Source organism: Pseudoalteromonas sp. XMcav1-K (assembly GCF_044005875.1).
GTDB lineage: Bacteria > Pseudomonadota > Gammaproteobacteria > Enterobacterales > Alteromonadaceae > Pseudoalteromonas > Pseudoalteromonas spongiae.
This window is the reverse complement of the sequence record NZ_JBIPJE010000028.1, coordinates 82,765-100,949: the sequence shown is the minus strand read 5'-3', so window position 1 is coordinate 100,949 and position 18,185 is coordinate 82,765. Positions and strand designations below refer to the sequence as shown.

Here is an 18,185-nt window from a genome sequence, read left to right as displayed (position 1 = left end):
GCGCTCAAAAGAACCGTTCGGCAGCGCTTGATTGGCTTTTCTACTGTGTTATCGGCTGGCTCACATAGAATAACTATGCCACGCAGCCTCTGCCTTGTATAAAACCCAATCAAACTGCTGCAAAAACAAACTTGAAAGGTCAACAGACCCTAAAAAATGCCTTTATTCGTCTTTAAAAATTGCCACATAGGTAGGCTGATTTGCCAGTTTTGACGCGCGATACATGCCTTTGGTATTAAATGGCAGACTAATATTACCTTTACTATCAACAATAATTACACCACCTGTGCCCCCTATTGGTTTAAGTACATCATGAATTACTTCATCACCGGCTTGCTGAATGGTTTTGCCTTGATACTGCACACGAGCACAAATATCAGACGCCACACTGTAACGGATGAAATATTCACCATGGCCTGTAGCAGACACCGCACATGAACGGTTATCGGCAAAGGTACCCGCACCAATCACAGGCGAATCACCAATACGACCAAAGCGTTTTGCCGTCATACCACCCGTTGACGTACCAGCTGCCAAGTTACCGTGTTTATCTAACGCCACAGCGCCGACCGTGCCCATTTTATATTGCTCAGGCAGTGCACGATGATTTGCTTGGTAGTTCTCTGTTTTATTGAGTTTCTTTTTAGCGCGTTCTAGCGCTTTATATCGGTGCTCGGTGTCGAACACACTGTTATTAACTAAACTCATGCCGTTTTTCTTAGCAAATTGTTCTGCGCCATTGCCGCTTAGCATCACGTGTACAGACTCTTCCATTACTAACCGTGCTAAATCGATTGGGTTTTTAATGTGCTTTACACCCGCAACGGCACCCGCTTGACGGTCGCGCCCATCCATAATTGATGCGTCAAGTTCATGGTGTCCATCATAAGTGTAAACGGCACCAATGCCGGCGTTAAAAAACGGCGAATTTTCTAAAATATTAATGGCTGTAGTGACCGCCGTTAAGCTCTCACCACCGTTTTCAAGCACTTTATAACCTGCTTCTACTGCTTCTTGCAGTTTAGCGCGATACGCCGCTTCCTTTTCAGGGGTAAATTTACTTTTGTCTATCGTGCCTGCTCCACCGTGAATGGCGATTGAGAAAGGCTGTTCACTGGATGCAAACACGCTAGTAGATAAAAACGCTGTTAAAAACGCAGTTGCGAGTCGTTTGTTCATTATTGTTTTCCTTTTGTTTTTAGAGCGTATTGATCTTTGTGGTCTAAATTCTGTTCAAATCCAAAGCTTTTTTGATCGCGGCGTGGCTTTGTAGTCCTAGTGGTCTAAGTCAAGAAGCAACAACAAAGAACAAAACACTCTATTCAATTTGCAAGGCAAACGCGTCAATTTCAAGCATTTTCGATGAACAGCACAAAGGCGTTATTTTTTTGCGCTAGATCAACGCAATCCCATCAAAGCGGCGTAGATTAATAATTAAAGAATAGGAGGCGTTATGAACAAAAACGCAATTTTAATCGAGCTTAAAGAAAAACAAATCGAACTCAATAAACGCATCAATGCGATTGGTTCAGATTTTAAAAAAGGTCGCTCGCAAGACTTTGCAGAGCAAGCGACAGAGAGTGAAAACGACCAAGTGCTCGACGGCATTCGCCATGAGGCAAAATTGGAATTACAACAAGTAAATGCCGCTATTTCGCGCTTAGAAAACAATAATTATGGCATTTGTAGCCAGTGCGAGAGCGAAATATCACGCGAGCGTTTACATGCATTACCCTATGTTCAAACTTGTATCAACTGTGCACAATAAGGAATAACACCCATGTTTATTGAAAAACACGACATGCATCATGAGTTTCCAGAGTTTAATGAAGAAATTCGCGAATTAAAAATGACTAATGCGCACTTTTCTAAATTATTTAAGGAATACCACGATCTTGATCACGAAGTGATCCGCATTGAAGAAGGCGTTGAAAATACTTCTGACGCATACCTAGAAAAACAAAAAATGCGTCGTTTACACCTAAAAGACGAGCTGTACGCGATGCTGAAAACACATAAAGAAAATTAACAAACAACAAACACAAAAAAAGCGCCAACTGGCGCTTTTTTTACTTAACGTTTAGCCGTTAAATTAAGCACCTTGCTCTGCTTTTAAACGTGCAAGACGATTTACTTGAGGCATTGATGTTAAGAACGAGTAGATTGGTGGTAAGTAACCACGCTTACGAAGCTCTAGGAACTCGTCATCAGCCATCTCGTTTAGCTTTTTCTCGTCGATTAGGTAGATACCATTGATATCACGCTTCTCGCCTTTAATTTCAAGCGTTAGTGTTTGCGGGATAAGTAGCTCTTTATCAGCTAAGAACTTAGTGAACGCAGCAGTAACTTGTGAGAATTCAACAAACGCAATTAAGCCTTCTTTGCGACGCTTAAGGTAGTCTGTTTCTTCGCCCTTCTCATCGAAAAGTGCATTACCTTCTTCTTTATTTACAAGGTCGCTAGATTCGTTGATACCAACAAATAGTTGCTCTTCATTTTCAGGGTTCTTGCTCAGTACTAACGGGTAACGCGTAAGTGCGTGCGGAAGATAAGCACCCTGCCATTTGCCATCTTTAACAAATAGGTTCTCACCAGGCTCAAGACCTAACATTGCAACTGGCTGGAATTCTTCAGTTTCGTTATTTTTTACAAATACAATTGGGTATTCGTTAGCTACACGTGCAAATTCGTGCGCCACAACTGGTACTAAGTGTTGATCTTTAACTAGGTCTGTGTTGAAACCGTTTTTAATTTTAACATCTTTATGTTCAACATTATGAAGTGGCTTTATTACGTCCGTCATCTTACTGCTCCAGTGGAATTCTAATAATTATAAATAGTTTTGCTAACAATTAATCAGCGTTTATACCGTTATATGGGTTGCATTAGTAAAAAACAAGCCCAAAAAATATGAATGTTATGTTAATGGTGGAAATCCTACTTCAAAAATAATGCAAGATCTAGTTTGATCAAGCGCATGTTCTGTCGTGCCGTGTAAATACGTCGCATCATGGACCACTAATCTTGCTGCTTTACTTGCAATTTTGGTGCACAACTTTGCATTGTAGTGACTGATATGCTCTGCTCGCATTACATTTGAGTCGTCATCAACAAACACTAAATCGGCACTTCCTGGGGCACATTCAACGTATAAGATTGCAACCACATGAGGTGCAGCCCAATCTTTTTGGGCATGTCGATGTGCGATGGTATTGCAACCTTGTTCTATTCTATTTGCCCAAGTGCGATGAAACTTAAACTGGCGAATGTTTCGAGTTTTCCCTAATCCAAATTGGGACGCAGCTTGACTGATACTATTAAAAAGCCAATGTCCTATTGGCATTGTCTTTAATTGTAAAAAATTAACAAGATTTAAACGGTCACTTAAGTGTACCGTTGAAAGTGCTCTCGCACCTGATGCATCGGGTACATTTTCTACGTTTTGAACTTCAGGCAGAGCAAATAAATGATCTAACCCTTGTGTTAAAAACGCGAGTTCTTCGGTGCGTGATGACTCATCATAATCAAAAACCGCTATTTTTTTATCTGGATTTATAATTTCCACAAAACCTCTAAAGTAAAATTAACGTGCCGCATGCTTCAACTTAGTTAACCATTCATCCGTTAACAGTAGTTTTTCTTGTGCCATTGACAGCATCTCTTTGTTACGTGCTAATAGTTCACGACTTAGCTTGATCTCTTGCTCAGAACAGTGCGGTTTAGACGTTGGGTAGCGCATACCGTACAGCACATAGAGATAGTTTTTTTCATCAAAAAGATCAAAGCGACTAAAAAAATCCTGACGGTGCGGTGGTCTAATCTTAAATTTGGCTAAGCGTGTTTTAAGTTCTTCAGAGCTGCGCGCCAATGATTGGTTTTTTAACCAAAAATCAGAATCTTGACGATCAGAAATACAATAATGTAGCTTGATAAAATCCGTCGTTCTATCCCATGCATATGTCACAGCTTTATTGAAATCATCGCGCATCACATCCGCATCAGATTGATTTTTTGGAAAGTTTTTAGCAAGCAGATCTGCTGTAAAATCGGTTAATAAAATTGAAGTCGCTTCAAGCGGCTCTAAAAATCCTTGTGCAAGGCCTAAACACACACAATTTTTATACCATGACACTTCTCTGTAGCCTACTTCCATGTCGATTTTTCTGACATCAAGTTTATCTGCATCTAAACCCAAGTAGTGTGCATATTTACGGTATGCGTCATCTTCACTCATAAATTCGCTAGCATAGACAAAGCCAGTGCCACGTCGGGTGGTTAACGGAATATCCCATATCCAACCTGCCTGATGTGCCGTTGCTTTGGTATATGGAAATATCCCTTGTTTAGGGTTAAGGAGCACTTGTTTAACGAGCGCTTTATCCGTTAGTAATTCGTCCGCCTTACTAACAAAGGGTACATTAAGCGCTTTATCAATAAGCAGCGATGCAAAACCTGTACAATCAACAAAAAAGTCGAAAGCAAGTGTATCACCATTGACACTCGTTACTGCTTTTACATTACCGGTATCATCAAGTTGTACGTTCTCAACCGTTGCTTTTAAATGTTTAACGTTAAATCTTTCTTTGACGTTACGTGCTAATAATAATGCAAACTTCGCGGCGTCAAAATGATATGCGTAGTTTAGAACGCCCTGGTAAGGAGCAGAAGACACAAGTTTCGGTGCTAACCCTAACTCACAAACGGTTGACTGTATCGTTACATCATCAAAGCGTAATTCACTCCCCTCACTTAGCATATAATTAGTGACATCAAACTCATTTGGGTACGGGGATTCGAACGGGTGGTAATAATGGTTGTATTCACCGTGACGGGTCTTATCCATCCAATTGGTGAATTTTATGCCTTGCTTAAACGTTGCGTCACAATTGAGTAATAAATCAACTTCACAAATACCAAACTTTTGCAGTGTATCTTTAATAAACGGAACGGTGCCCTCGCCAACACCTATTGACGGTACGTCTTCTGACTCGATAAGTGTAACTTCGATATCAGTTGCTGAAAGCGCATGCCCTAAATGATTTGCAGCTAACCAGCCGGCAGTGCCCCCACCTAGAATAGCGACTTTTTTTATCATTTTTGTGCTCCAAAACGAAAAAAACCCAGTAACAATACTGGGTTTTTATTAAAACATGAATTAGAACGTGAAGTTCACACCAAGTTTATAAGTTGTTTCACCTTCGAATGACCATACTGGGAAGCCATCTTTAAGTGAAGGCTTAACTTGTACATTAGAATCTGTACCTGATGCTGCACCATATTGGATATCATCTTCAGCAGTTAAGTTTACAATTTCTAAACGTACTGCGATGTTATCCGTTGCATTCCAACCGAATGATAGGTCTAGCGAACCGTAATCATCGTGCATACGGTTACCATAATATGCGCCGTATTCACGGATCATATATTCTGAACGGTAGTTGTATGCCGCACGCGCAGAGAACGTCTCATTTTCCCAGTAACCAACTAAGTTACCCGTGTGCTTAGACGACTCAGAGAAAACGCTTAGCTGATCTGTGTATACTTCTTTAGGCGCTTCAGCATCTGAGTACGTGTAGTTAGCGTTCACACCAAAACCATTGCCAAATGCATGGTTAAGTTGGAATTCGATACCGTCAATTGTACCGCCACCCGCGTTAACGAAGTTATTAACGATCCAGCTATCAGCTGGCGTTTCTAAATCGTTGTTAATTACACCGATAGCAACATTGTCTTCAGTTGTACCTACGATAAAGTTGCTAATGTCTTTCATAAAGAAAGTCACTGCAAATAAGTTACTGTCACCATAGTAGTATTCTAAGCTGATATCAGCTTGAGACGCTTTCATCGGCTCAAGTGCAGGGTTACCGTATGTGATGTTTTCGTTACCGCGACGGTCATCTGGGTATCCGTCAAGGCTTGCTAAGAATAGCGCGTCATAGTTAGGACGTGTAATCGCTTGTGACGCAGCAAAACGTAAAATCATATCTTCTGATAGGTCATACGCAATATTGATGCTCGGTAAGAAGTCACTGTAATCACCTTCAGCCGAAGTAAGACCCGTACTCCAACCCGCATTAGTACCTAATTTGTCTGCCGGTGAGTTATCAATGTAATGACCTTTAGACGTTACGTCTGTTGAAATGTAACGAACACCGAAGTTACCGCGTAAGCCGTCACTTTGGAACTCAAACATTGCGTATGCAGAAAGGTTATCTTCTTCAATTTTGCCGTAACCTGGACGTGAGTATACAAACTCATCCACTAACGATACCGTTGAATTGATCATCGCGTCTAGGTTTGCTTTTGGAATCGTCCAACCTTCTGAACCTAATTCCATAGTGCCACTGTATAAATCGCTTGTATTAAATACATTTGCACCGTCGCCATATACTGCACTGTACTGGAAGCGCTCGAATTCGTGTTGCGTGTAACGAATACCCGTTTTGAACTTATTAATTGCACCTAGATCTACATCAAGGTCTAAATCAACCTGCGCATAAACTTCTTCATCTGAGTTAGGACCTTTAATACCAGTCCACTGAGATGTACCAACTGTAGTATCAAGTTGATCTACAGTGAAGCCCATGTCACGGCCATCGATGTCAACTTTTTTGCCTGTCGCGTCTACTACACCAGCCCATTTAACTTCGCCAAAACGATCGCCCCACCAACCGTAGCCAAAGTTTGCACTCATTTGAGTACCACCGTCAGCTTTCGTGCTACCAGCCACTGCTTTTACTGTGTAGTTATCGCCTTCGTATTTAGCATTTAACTCGATTGTGTCAGATGTCATTTCACCTTGACGAGCCCAGTTTTGGAAGAATACGCGAGAAGCTGCATTTTCAGGAGTATCACTGTATGTACAAACGCCAGCTGAGTTTTTAGATTGACAAACTGACTCACCGTCACCCCAATCTGTATCAGTTTCGATGTACATGTTTGCACCGATGCTGTCTGCACCTAGTTCTAGCATCATAACTGATGCGCCGAACTCAAGGTTATCAGTTGGACGATACTGTAGTGCTACGTTTAATGCCGTACGCTCTTGCTCTTGTAGGAAGCTTGAAGGCTGAATAGACGAACGTCCACCCCAATCTAAATCTGCTTCTGTACCACGACGAAGATATTCACGGTCAACGTAAGCGCCTGATACTAAAACACCAAAAGTTTCAGCATCATTTTTCCAGCTGTATAACGCTGATACATCTGGTGCTACATTTTCATTGATTGAACCATATTCGCCTTTAACTGAGCCGAAAATAGTGTTTGCATCTAGGTCAAGCGGTTTACGAGTTTTAACGATAACCGTACCACCAATACCGCCTTCAACAATATTCGCTTGAGAAGTTTTATAAACTTCCATGCCACCGATAAGCTCAGGTGGAAGCATTGAATAGTTAAATGAACGGTCAATGTTCATTTGGTCATACCAACCAGTTGACGCTACGTTTTGGCCGTTAAGCGTTGTTAGTGTCATACGTGGGTCTGTACCACGGATAGAAACTGAACTACCTTGACCGAATGTTCTATTTACAGAAATACCCGGAATACGTGCTAAAGACTGACCTACGTCAGAATCTGGAAGTTTACCGATATCTTCAGCTGTAAGCGCATCTACAACTGAGTTTTCGAAACGTTTAGTATTTACCGATGCTGCAAGTGAGCGACGAATACCACGTACCTCAATTACTTCCACATCTTCTTTTGCTTGTACTTCTGAATCAGCTGCAACAGCCACGCCTGAAAAACCAGCGCCCATTGCTAAACCGATGTTAACTGCTAATAAGCTTTTTTTGAAATTTTTAGCTAACACAGGATTCCCCTTGAATCATTTTGTTTTGGTTTAATTCACTTTCTGCCCAGTGAAGATGACAGCGTTGTCATCTGATAACAAACCTTACACGTAAAATTACAATATCGCTACAATTATTTTTGCATTTTTTAAACAATCGCGTTCATTTATATATAACAAATAAGAACAATTTATTTACATTTGCAATAATAAATTTTCATAACACCCGCTAAATACGAGGGCTAGCGACCTTTTTACTATAACACACGGCAAATATTATCTGTAAAGCTTAATCTGTAAGAAAAGTTTAATCAGGTGGAGGTCGGATCAGGTGCTTGGAGCGATTTTAGAAAAATGTCAGGCAATTATTACATTGCCTGAAAAAGCGCTTGCTTAACGTTACGTTGGTTAACTCTGTGTTAGCTAATTGAGGGCCCCTATCACTGGGCAGAATGATAGAAGCGGAGCCCTCAAATCTTAATTCACATTACTTACAAGGGGATATAATGACAGCGCTGTCATTTGTTAATGAGAATAATAAAGACACCGGTGTCATTTGTCTAGTCATATTTCGAACTTTTCGTAAAATTAGCCATGATTATCTTTTTAAAAACACATTAGGTTACAAAGTAAGCGTTTGAGTCACCTTAAGCGAGCCTGTCGTATCGTCAAAAAATAACCACGCCACGCATATCGAATTGTTGTTTACACAGATAAAGTGAATTCTGCTCCATAATCCGATAAGGCGGTGATTGATATGTAAGGCAGCGATGCGGGTTAGCTGTTTTATACATGAAAGCCTATTAAGCTTTCATGCTTATTTTCACGATATTCAAACAATGCCGAGAACGCAATGGGGTTAGTCAGCATAAATAAGCGATAACACAGTAGAAAACCAACAAGCGCAGGCGAACAGTACTATTACTCAAACTTTTATCATTATTGTCAACAAAATCCAGGTAAGGGATGTGAACTGAGCATGCAAGCTTTGCTCTATATTCACTTAGATCGCTAGGCAACATAAGCACCGCAATAAATACACGCTGAATAATGGCTGTAAAGAAAAACAGCCCTTGTTATTCAGCGAATTTGTAACCCTTTTACATAAAGCAAGCAATAACCACCCAGCTTGCATAAAGGCACAAAATGACTGGTAAAACGATAGTGATTAGAGCGCTGTTAGTTAGCATGTTTGCTGATATCAATCGACCAATCTGTTTCACAATAAACGGAATGTGCTTTAGGCAGAGTTTGTTCGAGCATGATACTGCCTGCCCTATTTTGTCTGCGATAAGCTTCAAGCAGGTCATTATCTTGTGTTGTGAAATACCCCGGCATTACTTCTTTTAATTCATTAAGCGTGTTGGCCGCCTTATTATATTGCGCTAATGCAGCATACGCTTTGGCGACATAAACCGCTTGTAATCTTGTACGCCAAGGGCGTTTCTCTATTTCCAGTACTTTTTGCGCTTGGTCTTGTAGCAGGTAAATATACATTAACGAATAACGCGCATATTCATTTGTTAAGGTTAACGCAGGGTCGCTAGAATGGGTTAACGCTAATTTAAGTGCGTGCTTGGCCTTATCAAACTGGTGTAAGTCGGTGTATGCCCATGCAACAAATACATAACTGCTTGCTTTTATCAAATCCGATTGCGTATTCGGTAATAGTGTCTGAAACGCATTAATCGCTCGCTTAAGCATTTCTGGGTTTTGTCCATGGCGGCCCAGTTCACTTTGATCTAGTCCTTGGTCGAGGTAGGAAAACGCTATATAAAAATCAGCCCACAGCAACGCCGATTTGGCACCCAGCTTTTCAAACCCATGCTTTGCTTGCTTAAAATACTGCTCAGCAAGTTGTCCTTGGTGCAATTGCATATGATAAAAACCCGCATAAAGTTCTGCCATTGCTAACTCATACGGTAAGTTAAGCTCGGTAAAGTGCGCTAACGCATCTTGCAAAGCGATTTCACGCTTTTCTTGGTCAAAATAATAATTTTGCGCAATAGCCAGTTGCGTTGCGGCGATTTTTTCTTGATTGCCGAGGGTTTGGTAAAAACTCAGCGCCTTGGTAAGTCGCTCTTTATTTTTGGCTAAATCGTTATACGGGCTTTTTTCTAGTCCCACATTATTTGGTTGGCCCAAATAAAATAGTGAATCTGCCGTCGCGGCTAACTCAGTATACTCATCAGTTAACTTCGCTGCTTTTTTTAGTAATTCATCATGTTGCTGCCATTTCATTGCTTGCCAAGCCAATGATGCTTGTAAACGATAACTCTCAGCGATTAATTGTGGGTCTTGGCTGTTGATACTGGCGTGAATACTTTTCTCAATCAAAGCCTGTTGATTACTACTACCTTGACGTATCGCGATAATTGCCTGCCAATACGCGATAAAGGCATTAAGTAGTGGGTCGTATTTTAGGTCGTTTTGCCCAATTTTACTAAATTCGATGCGAGCCTGTGACCATTTTCCCACAGCAATATAACTTCTTGCCAAATAAGCGCTTGCCCAATTTGTTTGCGATATGGTGTTTGCTGCTTGAAAATATTTAATCGCCTCTGCAGCACCCGTGGTTTGCAATGCTTGCATGCCTTGAGCGATCGCCATTGCGGAAATATCAGGAAGCGCTTTTTTATTATTGTGTTTATGAACGTTTATCATTGCTAGGATCTGCTGCGAGATAACTTCAATATGCGACGCTAACTCGTCATAGCTCAAACTACCCTGTTTGATGCGTCCATCAGAATAGATTGCCTGAAAGTCGATAACTTGTTTTTGCTGATGCATGCGCACACTTGCGAAAATAGCGACATTTGCCTCAAGCTTATCGAGTAAGTTACGTATTTGTACTGGCATTGCGGGCCACGGTAACTCATTTTTCAACAACGATAAATGTGCCTCAGAGGGCGAAATCACATCAACCCGTTGAGAGCGCTTTAAATCAACCGCCAACATATCTGACAGGCCATGTTCAAGCCATGCCATGCTTGGCTGCTGTGTATCGTTAATAAACGGCAGCACCATTACTCGTAAACGCGATGTAACTTGGTTTTGTTGTTCGCTATGGTTAGCAACATTACCGCTATTAAGTTGCCAAATTCCAATAGCCAATATTAACCCGGCTAACATTAAAACGCCCACAACAATCCATAAACCTAGGGATTTATTTAACGTGTTTTCTGTCTGTATTTCTTTTGCTGGTGGTTGTTCAGAATGCTTTGATTCTGCCTGATTTACGTCACGTGTTATTGGGCAAATCCACTGATAACCACGTTGTGGAATTGTTTTAATGTAGTGCGGCGATTTAGCATCATCGTTTAGGGCCAAACGTAACTCACGAATACTTTGCGTTAATGCTGATTCGCGATAGTCACCATGCTGCCATAAATGTGTAAGTAGGGTTTCTTTCGCTATTAGTTCATTTGGGTGCTGCAAAAAATAGGTCAGTAAATTAGCAACCTTGTTTCGCAGTAACACCGGCTGCTGAGTTTGGGCATCGTTCAGCCGCGTTAGGTAACCTGTTTCTGGTTCAAATTCATAATCACTAAAACGAAACAACAGCGCATCCATCCACAAATCAAAATAGGCCTAAATAATAAATCAAAGCACAGCAAAACAAAACCTTTAACAAACGCCAAGCTAGAACTTAATACATTGAAAAATATATAAATATATTTATTTTAGATGGATTTTATATCGATTTAATAGGGTTTGGGGCAAATAACAGCAACACTGATGCAAGCCAATTTTTAAAGCGAGCTCAGTATGGAAATGTTTATTCAAGAAGCCCTCGTCAGCGATAAAGCTTCGCTGTATGTGGTGCTGGTAATATTTGTAACAGGCGTATTAACCAGCCTAACACCCTGTGTTTACCCAATGCTGCCAATTACCGTTGCAGTGATACGCCAGCATGCAAACAATGTTTACCAGTCAACAGCATATACCTGTTTATATGTGTTAGGTCTTGCACTTAGCTACAGTTTATTAGGTTATTTTGCCGCCAAGCTGGGATATTTGTTTGGCAGTGTCGCCACCCACCCTGCAATGTTATTTATTGCGGGTAGTTTTTGCTTAGTCATGGCTGCATGGATGCTTGGCTGGATAAACATGCCGCAGCTTTCTGTCGCCAAAAGTTCATTCAGTTCATATGCGCCACTCAATGTATTTGTTAGTGGTGCGTTATCCGGCTTAGTAATGGCGCCCTGCACGTCGCCGGTACTTGGTATGTTACTGATGTATGTTTCAACTGAGCAAGCACCACTCGTTGGCCCTATTTATTTGTTCGCATTTGCACTTGGATTAAGTGCCTTACTGTTCATTGCAGGCATTTTTTCCAACGTTTTGAACTCGCTGCCAAAAAGCGGCCCTTGGCTTAACGGCTTCAAATACATATTGGCGGCCTTGCTGATTGGCGTGGCCCTTTATTTCTATTTTCAAATCACGTTTTAAGGATATTAATATGAAAAATATACTGGCTTTTGTGTTACTTACTCTTGCCACCCCTTTGTTTGCATCACCGCTTAAGGTTGGCGACAAAGCACCTAATTTAGTTAGCCATACTCTAAAAGGCGAGGCTATTAATTTAAACGAATTACTAAAGGAAAAACCCGTTTACCTTAAGTTTTGGGCAACATGGTGCCAATATTGCCAAGCTGAAATGCCACATTTAGCAGAGTTAAATAAAAACCACAGCGACAAAATCGCCATCATTACGGTAAACGTTGGCATTAATGACTCAATTGACAATATTAACGCCTACTTTAATCGCAATAATCTGTCGATAGATACAGTGTTTGATACAAACGGCGAAATCACGCAAAACTTTGGCGTATTAGGTACGCCTTATCATATTTTAATCGACCAAAGCGGCAAGGTTGCGCTAACGAGCTTTTTACACTCAGACAAAATTGACGCCTATATCGCTGCGTTACCAGAAAAGGAATAGTACCTATGTTTAATCAATTTAAAGCATTGCACATCCTAGTTGTTACTTTAGGCTTACTATTTTTTGCTAATCCTGCGTATACAAAAACACAAGAACCAATTAAACACACAGTGTTTATGGATATTTGGGCACATTATGATGGCGCAAATTCCGTGTTTATTGACTGGCTAAATCAACAAAGCTATAGCGTCAGCTATAAACAACAAGATCTCAATGTAACACCCACTCAAATAGCTGAATTTAAAAGCTACTACCCGCAATTTGCATCCATTGAGATCGATAAAGGGTTTAAGTTAATGCGGCAATATGACGTTTGGCAAACACCGTTTCATATTATTGAGCACGATGGCAGAGTTTTGTTTAAAGGTGATGATGCTGCGCTATTGGCATATCTAAAATTAAACCAACAAATTTCACAAGCCCAGTTTGCACACTATAAAAGCAAATTATTAGAAAAAGCGTCTTCACCACGCTTTAAAAAACAACCGCCGGTAAATCATATTGCCGTTGGTGAACAATTTTCAGATTTTGTTCGTGAAAGTTTATCGGGGAAAACGGTATCGTTAGGCAATACCATAAAAATGCTCAAACCCAGTAATACGCTTGAGTTGGTATTTCTTGATAGTTTGTGTCCAATGCCACACTTTCCAAATTGTGAGTCAAGCCTAAAGCAATTAGCTGAAAATCAACTTAAACCAGGTAAATTGTATCTGGCTGTGATCAGTGGCTACTACGTTAACGAAGCCCATGTACGTAAATTTATTGAAACCCATCAATTACAAATGCCGGTAATTTGGGACAGCGAAAATGTGATTTTTAAACGTTATGGTGTCTCTCAAACGCCTTATAAAATTGCCATAGATCATCGCGGAACTATCTTGAAGCGTCAAGCTTTCTAAATAAAAAAAGCCCAACTTGAGTTGGGCTTTTTAATCTATTTTAGTCGAACATTAAGCTGTCCAGTACACTTCTACCGGTACCTTTGTTTGCTGTAAAATAGCGCGAAGTGGCATATCTGCAACCTCTCCGCCAGCTTTAGCTTCTTTATAAACTGCCAGTTTTTCTTCACCGCTGATCAAAAGCTTAATCACTTTCGATTGTAGAATAGCAGCACGCGTTAATGTCATGCGCTCAGTAATATCACCAGTTACATCACTCTTAATTGCATCAATTGCCGCGACTAAATCAGAAGTTGTTAACGCATTATCAAGGCCTTGAGCATGCGGGAAAAGTGATGCGGTATGACCATCTGGTCCCATACCTAGAATCGTCACATCAAAATTTTGTTTAAGTGCCGCATATGCGTTTTGACACTCAACTTGACCAAGTTGCGCACTGTCCGCTGAGTTTTTCATGGTTACAAAGTTAGCAGCTGCAGCTTTATCTTGTAATAGCGTTGATTTAATAAACGCTTCATTACTTTTATCATGGCTTTGCTCAACCCAACGTTCATCAACCATAGCTACGTCGATTTTATCCCACGCTAACTCAAGACCACTTAAATAGCGATATGCTGGCGCCGGTGACGAACCACCTGATACCATTAGTACAGCACGACCATCTTGTTCAATACCTTGTGCTAAACACTTAGCAAGATCTTCACCTAATTCAGCGTTATAGGCACCTTTTGAATCGAAAAATTTTTCAATAATATTGGCTGACATTATTTGTTATTCCCTGCGTTGTACCATGCGTGATTATTTTCAGCGAGTAGCTCGTCTGCATCTTCTGGCCCCCACGTACCTGCACGATAAAGTGCTGGCATACCCGCTGTTTGCCACTGTTCAATAATTGGATCAATCCACGCCCATGCTTGACGTACTTCGTCACGGTGAATAAATAGTGATGCATTACCTGCCGCGGCATCAAGCATTAAGCGCTTGTATGCATCTGAATGGAAGCCATTTTCGTAGTTTTTAGACAAATCTAAGTCAAGCGTTACTGGTTCAAGTTGCATTTCTAAATTATCTAAACGCTTAGACATTAGCGTTAACTGAATGCTTTCTTCCGGCTGTAAGCGGATCACTAATCGGTTTGGTTCAATGCCGCCAACCGTTTCGTCATACACGTTGTGTGATACATTTTTGTATTCTACGATAATCTCGGCACAACGCTGCTTCATGCGTTTACCGGTTCTTAGGTAGAATGGTACGCCAGCCCAACGCCAGTTTTCAATGTGTGCGCGGATCGCTACAAAGGTTTCGGTCTCGCTGTTTTCGCCAAGTTCTTCTAAATAGCCAGGTACCAATTTGCCGTCAAGTTGGCCCGGTACGTATTGACCACGTACGGTGTTTGCTTCAACGTCATCACCTACAAGTGGACGCAAAGCTTCAAGTACTTTTAATTTTTCCGTGCGAATGCTTTTAGCCGTTAGCTTATTTGGTGATTCCATCGCTACAAGGCACAGTAGTTGTAACAAGTGGTTTTGCACCATGTCGCGCAGCGCACCGGCTTTGTCGTAAAAGCCCGCTCGGCTTTCTAGGCCAACAGTTTCAGAAATACTGATCTGAATATTATCAATCGATTTTGCATCCCACATATTCTCAAACATCACATTTGAAAAACGCAGTGCCATTAAGTTTTGAACTGTCTCTTTACCCAGATAATGATCGATACGATAAATTTGGCTTTCTTTAAAGTATTCTGCGATTTTCGCGTTAATTTCTTCTGCTGACGCGCCACAGTAACCAATTGGTTTTTCCACCACGACACGTGTTGATTTAGTAATCAGCTGATTATCAGATAAAAGTTCGCTACAACGACCGTATACTGCAGGCGGTAATGAGTAATAGAAAACGCGCGCTTTGTCTTGTTCGTCTGACTCTAAAATTTCTTTTAAGCGTAACCAGTTATCATCTTGCTCAGTGACATTAACAACAATTGGTTTTAAAAACGTAGAAAACGCTTTCCAGTCTTTCGCGTTATATTCGCCTTTACCTAAAAACGACTTAAGGCTGCTTTGTACTTTATCAACAAATTCTTGTTCATTTGCTAATGCCCTAACGGTTGGCAGAATTCGCGTCCCTTCCGGCAGGTTTCCTTCTTGATAGGCACGGTACATTGCAGGCAGCAGTTTACGCAGTGATAAATCACCACCACCACCAAAAATAACGATATCAAATGGGTTTAGCATAATTGTTCTCTTCGTTTTAGTAACTTGTTGTTAAGTACAATATAGAATGTGTTTTTAGTTCGTTATGTTAGCACTAAATAGCGCTTGGGTAAGCTATTTATGATTGCTAATTTATATTGAATTCGTATGTAACTGCTCACGCAAATGGGGCTATGAAGAAAAGAGTTTTCAGGAGTAACAATGCTCTCACCCACTGTTACCCCTGAATACTCAGCGCTACTCAGTTCGCTTTATAAACGGATATGAGCTTTGGAGGCGTCAACTCTCTCACCAATTGACGCTCCAAATCACTCAGCGCTACCCGTTCAAAGGTATTTTTTACTATTTGATTACGTTCAACTTGCATTTGCCAAGTTGCTATTTGAACCGGTAAATAAGAGTGTTTGGAAGCGTCAACTCTCTCACCAATTGACGTTCCAAATAACTCAGTGCTACCCGTTCAAAGGTATTTGTTGCAGTTTAAAAACAGCCTAAGGCATTTTGAAAACCGCGCAGTCTAAGCTAATGCCAATCACTTAACCCTGACATTTGACCGCTTTTTAATTTTTTCGCTTATTTTTATACAGTGCAATTAAGCCCGCTGTTGAGCTATCGTGTGCCAGCGTTTCATCTGTCTCTAATTCTTTTTGAATGGCATTTGCTAAGCCTTTGCCCAATTCCACGCCCCATTGGTCGAATGAACAAATTTCTAAAATAATGCCCTGACAGAAAATCTTATGTTCATAAAGTGCAATTAAACGGCCTAAATGCTTCGCATCAATGGTATCAAGTAAAATTGATGTGGTAGGACGATTGCCTTGATGTACTTTATGCTCAACCAGTTCAGCAATACGCGCTTCGCTTAAGCCTTTGCTTGCTAATTCTTTTTCAACTTGCGCTTTGCTAACGCCTGCCATCATGGCTTCAGTTTGCGCAAAAAAGTTTGCCATTAAAATTTCATGATGATTGTTCACCTCATGCACAGGCTTTATTGAACCAATAAAATCGGCCGGCACAATCGTCGTACCTTGGTGTAAATATTGGTAAAACGCGTGTTGACCATTGATCCCTGTCATACCCCAAATAAGTGGTACACTCGTATAATCAATTGCTTTGCCATCAAACGTGACTGACTTGCCGTTACTTTCCATCTCAGCTTGTTGCAGGTATGCCGGTAACATATGCATGCTTTGGTCGTAAGGTAAAATAGCCTGCGCTCGTGCATCCAAAAAGCTAGTATTCCACACACTTAAAAGCGCCATAAGCACAGGAATATTATTTTCAAAGTTTGTTTCTACAAAGTGCTGATCAACTTCAAATGCACCTTCAAGTAATTCAACAAACGCATCAAAACCAAGATACAAAGCGATAGGTAAACCAATTGCTGACCACATTGAAAAACGACCGCCAACCCAGTCCCACATGGTAAATACGTTATCTGGATTAATACCGAATTCTGACGTTTTTTCTAAATTGGTGCTCACTGCAGCAAAATGCTTTGCAACCGCATCGTCATTACCAGCAGCCTGTTTCAACCATGCAACAGCAGTTTTCGCGTTTGCCATGGTTTCTGATGTGGTAAAGGTTTTACTTGAGATAATAAATAGCGTGGTTTCCGCATTCACTTTGCTTAGTACATTTGCTATCTGCATGCCATCGGCGTTTGATGCATAATGCACTTTAAGCGTCTCATCTGCGTATGCAGCAAGCGCTTCTGTTGCCATTTGCGGACCAAGGTTTGAACCGCCAACACCGATGCTCACCACATCAGTAATGCGCTTACCTGTGTAACCTAACCAAGCGCCACTACGCACTTTTTCGGTAAATGCACTGATTTTATTTAATTCTACGTTAACGGCATCAACCACATTTTCGCCGTCAACATACACCGCCTGATTATTGCGTTTACGCAAGGCAGTATGCAGCACAGCGCGGTTTTCGGTAATATTAATTTTTTCACCAGAAAACATTTTGTCGCGCCATGATGCCAAATCAACATCATTGGCGAGTGCTAATAACGCATTTTTAACATCTTGAGTGATCAGGTTTTTTGAGTAATCAAAGAAAACGCCATCGATTTGCGTGGAAAAACGCTCAAATCTTTGTGCATCATTAGCAAATAAATCAACTAAGTGCTGTTGCTTTATATCACTTGCAAGGCCTGCCAGTGTTTGCCAACTTGCTAAAGAAGAACGACTACTCATACTCTACCTAACTCTCTTTACCCTAAGCATGTGTTTGCAACTTGAAACTCGCTAAACACTTGCTAAAGTTACTACTTATTAAAATGTCTAGATTAACAATAAGTAAAAATGACAACGCTGTCAATTGGC

14 protein-coding genes are annotated in these 18,185 nt (G+C 40.9%); 5 read left to right on the top strand and 9 right to left on the bottom strand.

Features of this window, described 5'->3' with window-relative positions; translation table 11 throughout:
• Window positions 1-162: 162 nt before the first annotated feature.
• Window positions 163-1,179, bottom strand: coding sequence for an isoaspartyl peptidase/L-asparaginase family protein (locus ACHSBP_RS03980; RefSeq protein WP_010560311.1), 1,017 nt, complete (start codon window positions 1,177-1,179; stop codon window positions 163-165).
• Between the two features lie 274 nt (window positions 1,180-1,453).
• On the opposite strand from ACHSBP_RS03980, the gene ACHSBP_RS03975 reads away from it, so the two are divergent.
• On the top strand, window positions 1,454-1,768 hold the full coding sequence (locus ACHSBP_RS03975; RefSeq protein WP_010560312.1) for a TraR/DksA C4-type zinc finger protein: 315 nt from the start codon (window positions 1,454-1,456) through the stop codon (window positions 1,766-1,768).
• A gap of 12 nt (window positions 1,769-1,780) precedes the next feature.
• Window positions 1,781-2,029 carry a YdcH family protein gene (locus ACHSBP_RS03970; RefSeq protein ID WP_010560313.1) on the top strand — a complete coding sequence of 83 codons (249 nt, stop codon included), beginning with the start codon at window positions 1,781-1,783 and terminating at the stop codon, window positions 2,027-2,029.
• Window positions 2,030-2,092: 63 nt separating this feature from the next.
• Here the strand turns inward: ACHSBP_RS03970 and ACHSBP_RS03965 are convergent, their stop codons facing one another.
• The 5 genes from ACHSBP_RS03965 to ACHSBP_RS03945 form a co-directional block, all read right to left on the bottom strand.
• Window positions 2,093-2,803 carry a SapC family protein gene (locus tag ACHSBP_RS03965; protein ID WP_395388191.1) on the bottom strand — a complete coding sequence of 237 codons (711 nt, stop codon included), beginning with the start codon at window positions 2,801-2,803 and terminating at the stop codon, window positions 2,093-2,095.
• Between the two features lie 114 nt (window positions 2,804-2,917).
• Complete coding sequence (locus tag ACHSBP_RS03960; RefSeq protein WP_395388190.1) at window positions 2,918-3,565, bottom strand: putative 2OG-Fe(II) oxygenase; 648 nt, start codon at window positions 3,563-3,565, stop codon at window positions 2,918-2,920.
• An 18-nt stretch (window positions 3,566-3,583) separates the two neighbouring features.
• Window positions 3,584-5,095, bottom strand: a complete 1,512-nt coding sequence (locus ACHSBP_RS03955) for a tryptophan halogenase family protein (protein WP_395388189.1) — start codon at window positions 5,093-5,095, stop codon at window positions 3,584-3,586.
• A 60-nt stretch (window positions 5,096-5,155) separates the two neighbouring features.
• On the bottom strand, window positions 5,156-7,813 hold the full coding sequence (locus ACHSBP_RS03950) for a TonB-dependent receptor (protein WP_010560317.1): 2,658 nt from the start codon (window positions 7,811-7,813) through the stop codon (window positions 5,156-5,158).
• A gap of 1,158 nt (window positions 7,814-8,971) precedes the next feature.
• On the bottom strand, window positions 8,972-11,353 hold the full coding sequence (locus ACHSBP_RS03945; RefSeq protein ID WP_395388188.1) for a winged helix-turn-helix domain-containing protein: 2,382 nt from the start codon (window positions 11,351-11,353) through the stop codon (window positions 8,972-8,974).
• A gap of 207 nt (window positions 11,354-11,560) precedes the next feature.
• Between ACHSBP_RS03945 and ACHSBP_RS03940 the strand changes: the two genes are divergently transcribed.
• From ACHSBP_RS03940 to ACHSBP_RS03930, 3 genes are read left to right on the top strand one after another with little or no spacing between them, the layout of a single operon-like run.
• On the top strand, window positions 11,561-12,244 hold the full coding sequence (locus ACHSBP_RS03940; protein ID WP_395388187.1) for a cytochrome c biogenesis protein CcdA: 684 nt from the start codon (window positions 11,561-11,563) through the stop codon (window positions 12,242-12,244).
• A gap of 10 nt (window positions 12,245-12,254) precedes the next feature.
• Window positions 12,255-12,740, top strand: a complete 486-nt coding sequence (locus ACHSBP_RS03935) for a TlpA family protein disulfide reductase (protein WP_395388186.1) — start codon at window positions 12,255-12,257, stop codon at window positions 12,738-12,740.
• Window positions 12,741-12,745: 5 nt separating this feature from the next.
• Window positions 12,746-13,639: a peroxiredoxin family protein gene (locus tag ACHSBP_RS03930; RefSeq protein WP_395388185.1), complete on the top strand. Its 894-nt coding sequence runs from the start codon at window positions 12,746-12,748 to the stop codon at window positions 13,637-13,639.
• Window positions 13,640-13,690: 51 nt separating this feature from the next.
• Here the strand turns inward: ACHSBP_RS03930 and pgl are convergent, their stop codons facing one another.
• From pgl to pgi, 3 genes are all read right to left on the bottom strand, one after another.
• On the bottom strand, window positions 13,691-14,404 hold the full coding sequence (pgl, locus tag ACHSBP_RS03925) for a 6-phosphogluconolactonase (protein ID WP_010560322.1): 714 nt from the start codon (window positions 14,402-14,404) through the stop codon (window positions 13,691-13,693).
• Window positions 14,404-15,873 carry a glucose-6-phosphate dehydrogenase gene (zwf, locus tag ACHSBP_RS03920; protein ID WP_010560323.1) on the bottom strand — a complete coding sequence of 490 codons (1,470 nt, stop codon included), beginning with the start codon at window positions 15,871-15,873 and terminating at the stop codon, window positions 14,404-14,406. The genes pgl and zwf overlap by 1 nt, the downstream gene beginning before the upstream one ends.
• A gap of 539 nt (window positions 15,874-16,412) precedes the next feature.
• Window positions 16,413-18,056 carry a glucose-6-phosphate isomerase gene (gene pgi, locus ACHSBP_RS03915; RefSeq protein WP_395388184.1) on the bottom strand — a complete coding sequence of 548 codons (1,644 nt, stop codon included), beginning with the start codon at window positions 18,054-18,056 and terminating at the stop codon, window positions 16,413-16,415.
• Between the last annotated feature and the right edge of the window lie 129 nt (window positions 18,057-18,185).

Coding starts and splice junctions, on each gene's coding strand:
- ACHSBP_RS03980 (WP_010560311.1), bottom strand. CDS start 1,179: ATGAACAAACGACTCGCAACTGCGTTTTTAACAGCGTTTTTATCTACT.
- ACHSBP_RS03975 (WP_010560312.1), top strand. CDS start 1,454: ATGAACAAAAACGCAATTTTAATCGAGCTTAAAGAAAAACAAATCGAA.
- ACHSBP_RS03970 (WP_010560313.1), top strand. CDS start 1,781: ATGTTTATTGAAAAACACGACATGCATCATGAGTTTCCAGAGTTTAAT.
- ACHSBP_RS03965 (WP_395388191.1), bottom strand. CDS start 2,803: ATGACGGACGTAATAAAGCCACTTCATAATGTTGAACATAAAGATGTT.
- ACHSBP_RS03955 (WP_395388189.1), bottom strand. CDS start 5,095: ATGATAAAAAAAGTCGCTATTCTAGGTGGGGGCACTGCCGGCTGGTTA.
- ACHSBP_RS03940 (WP_395388187.1), top strand. CDS start 11,561: ATGGAAATGTTTATTCAAGAAGCCCTCGTCAGCGATAAAGCTTCGCTG.
- ACHSBP_RS03935 (WP_395388186.1), top strand. CDS start 12,255: ATGAAAAATATACTGGCTTTTGTGTTACTTACTCTTGCCACCCCTTTG.
- ACHSBP_RS03930 (WP_395388185.1), top strand. CDS start 12,746: ATGTTTAATCAATTTAAAGCATTGCACATCCTAGTTGTTACTTTAGGC.
- pgl (WP_010560322.1), bottom strand. CDS start 14,404: ATGTCAGCCAATATTATTGAAAAATTTTTCGATTCAAAAGGTGCCTAT.
- zwf (WP_010560323.1), bottom strand. CDS start 15,873: ATGCTAAACCCATTTGATATCGTTATTTTTGGTGGTGGTGGTGATTTA.
- pgi (WP_395388184.1), bottom strand. CDS start 18,056: ATGAGTAGTCGTTCTTCTTTAGCAAGTTGGCAAACACTGGCAGGCCTT.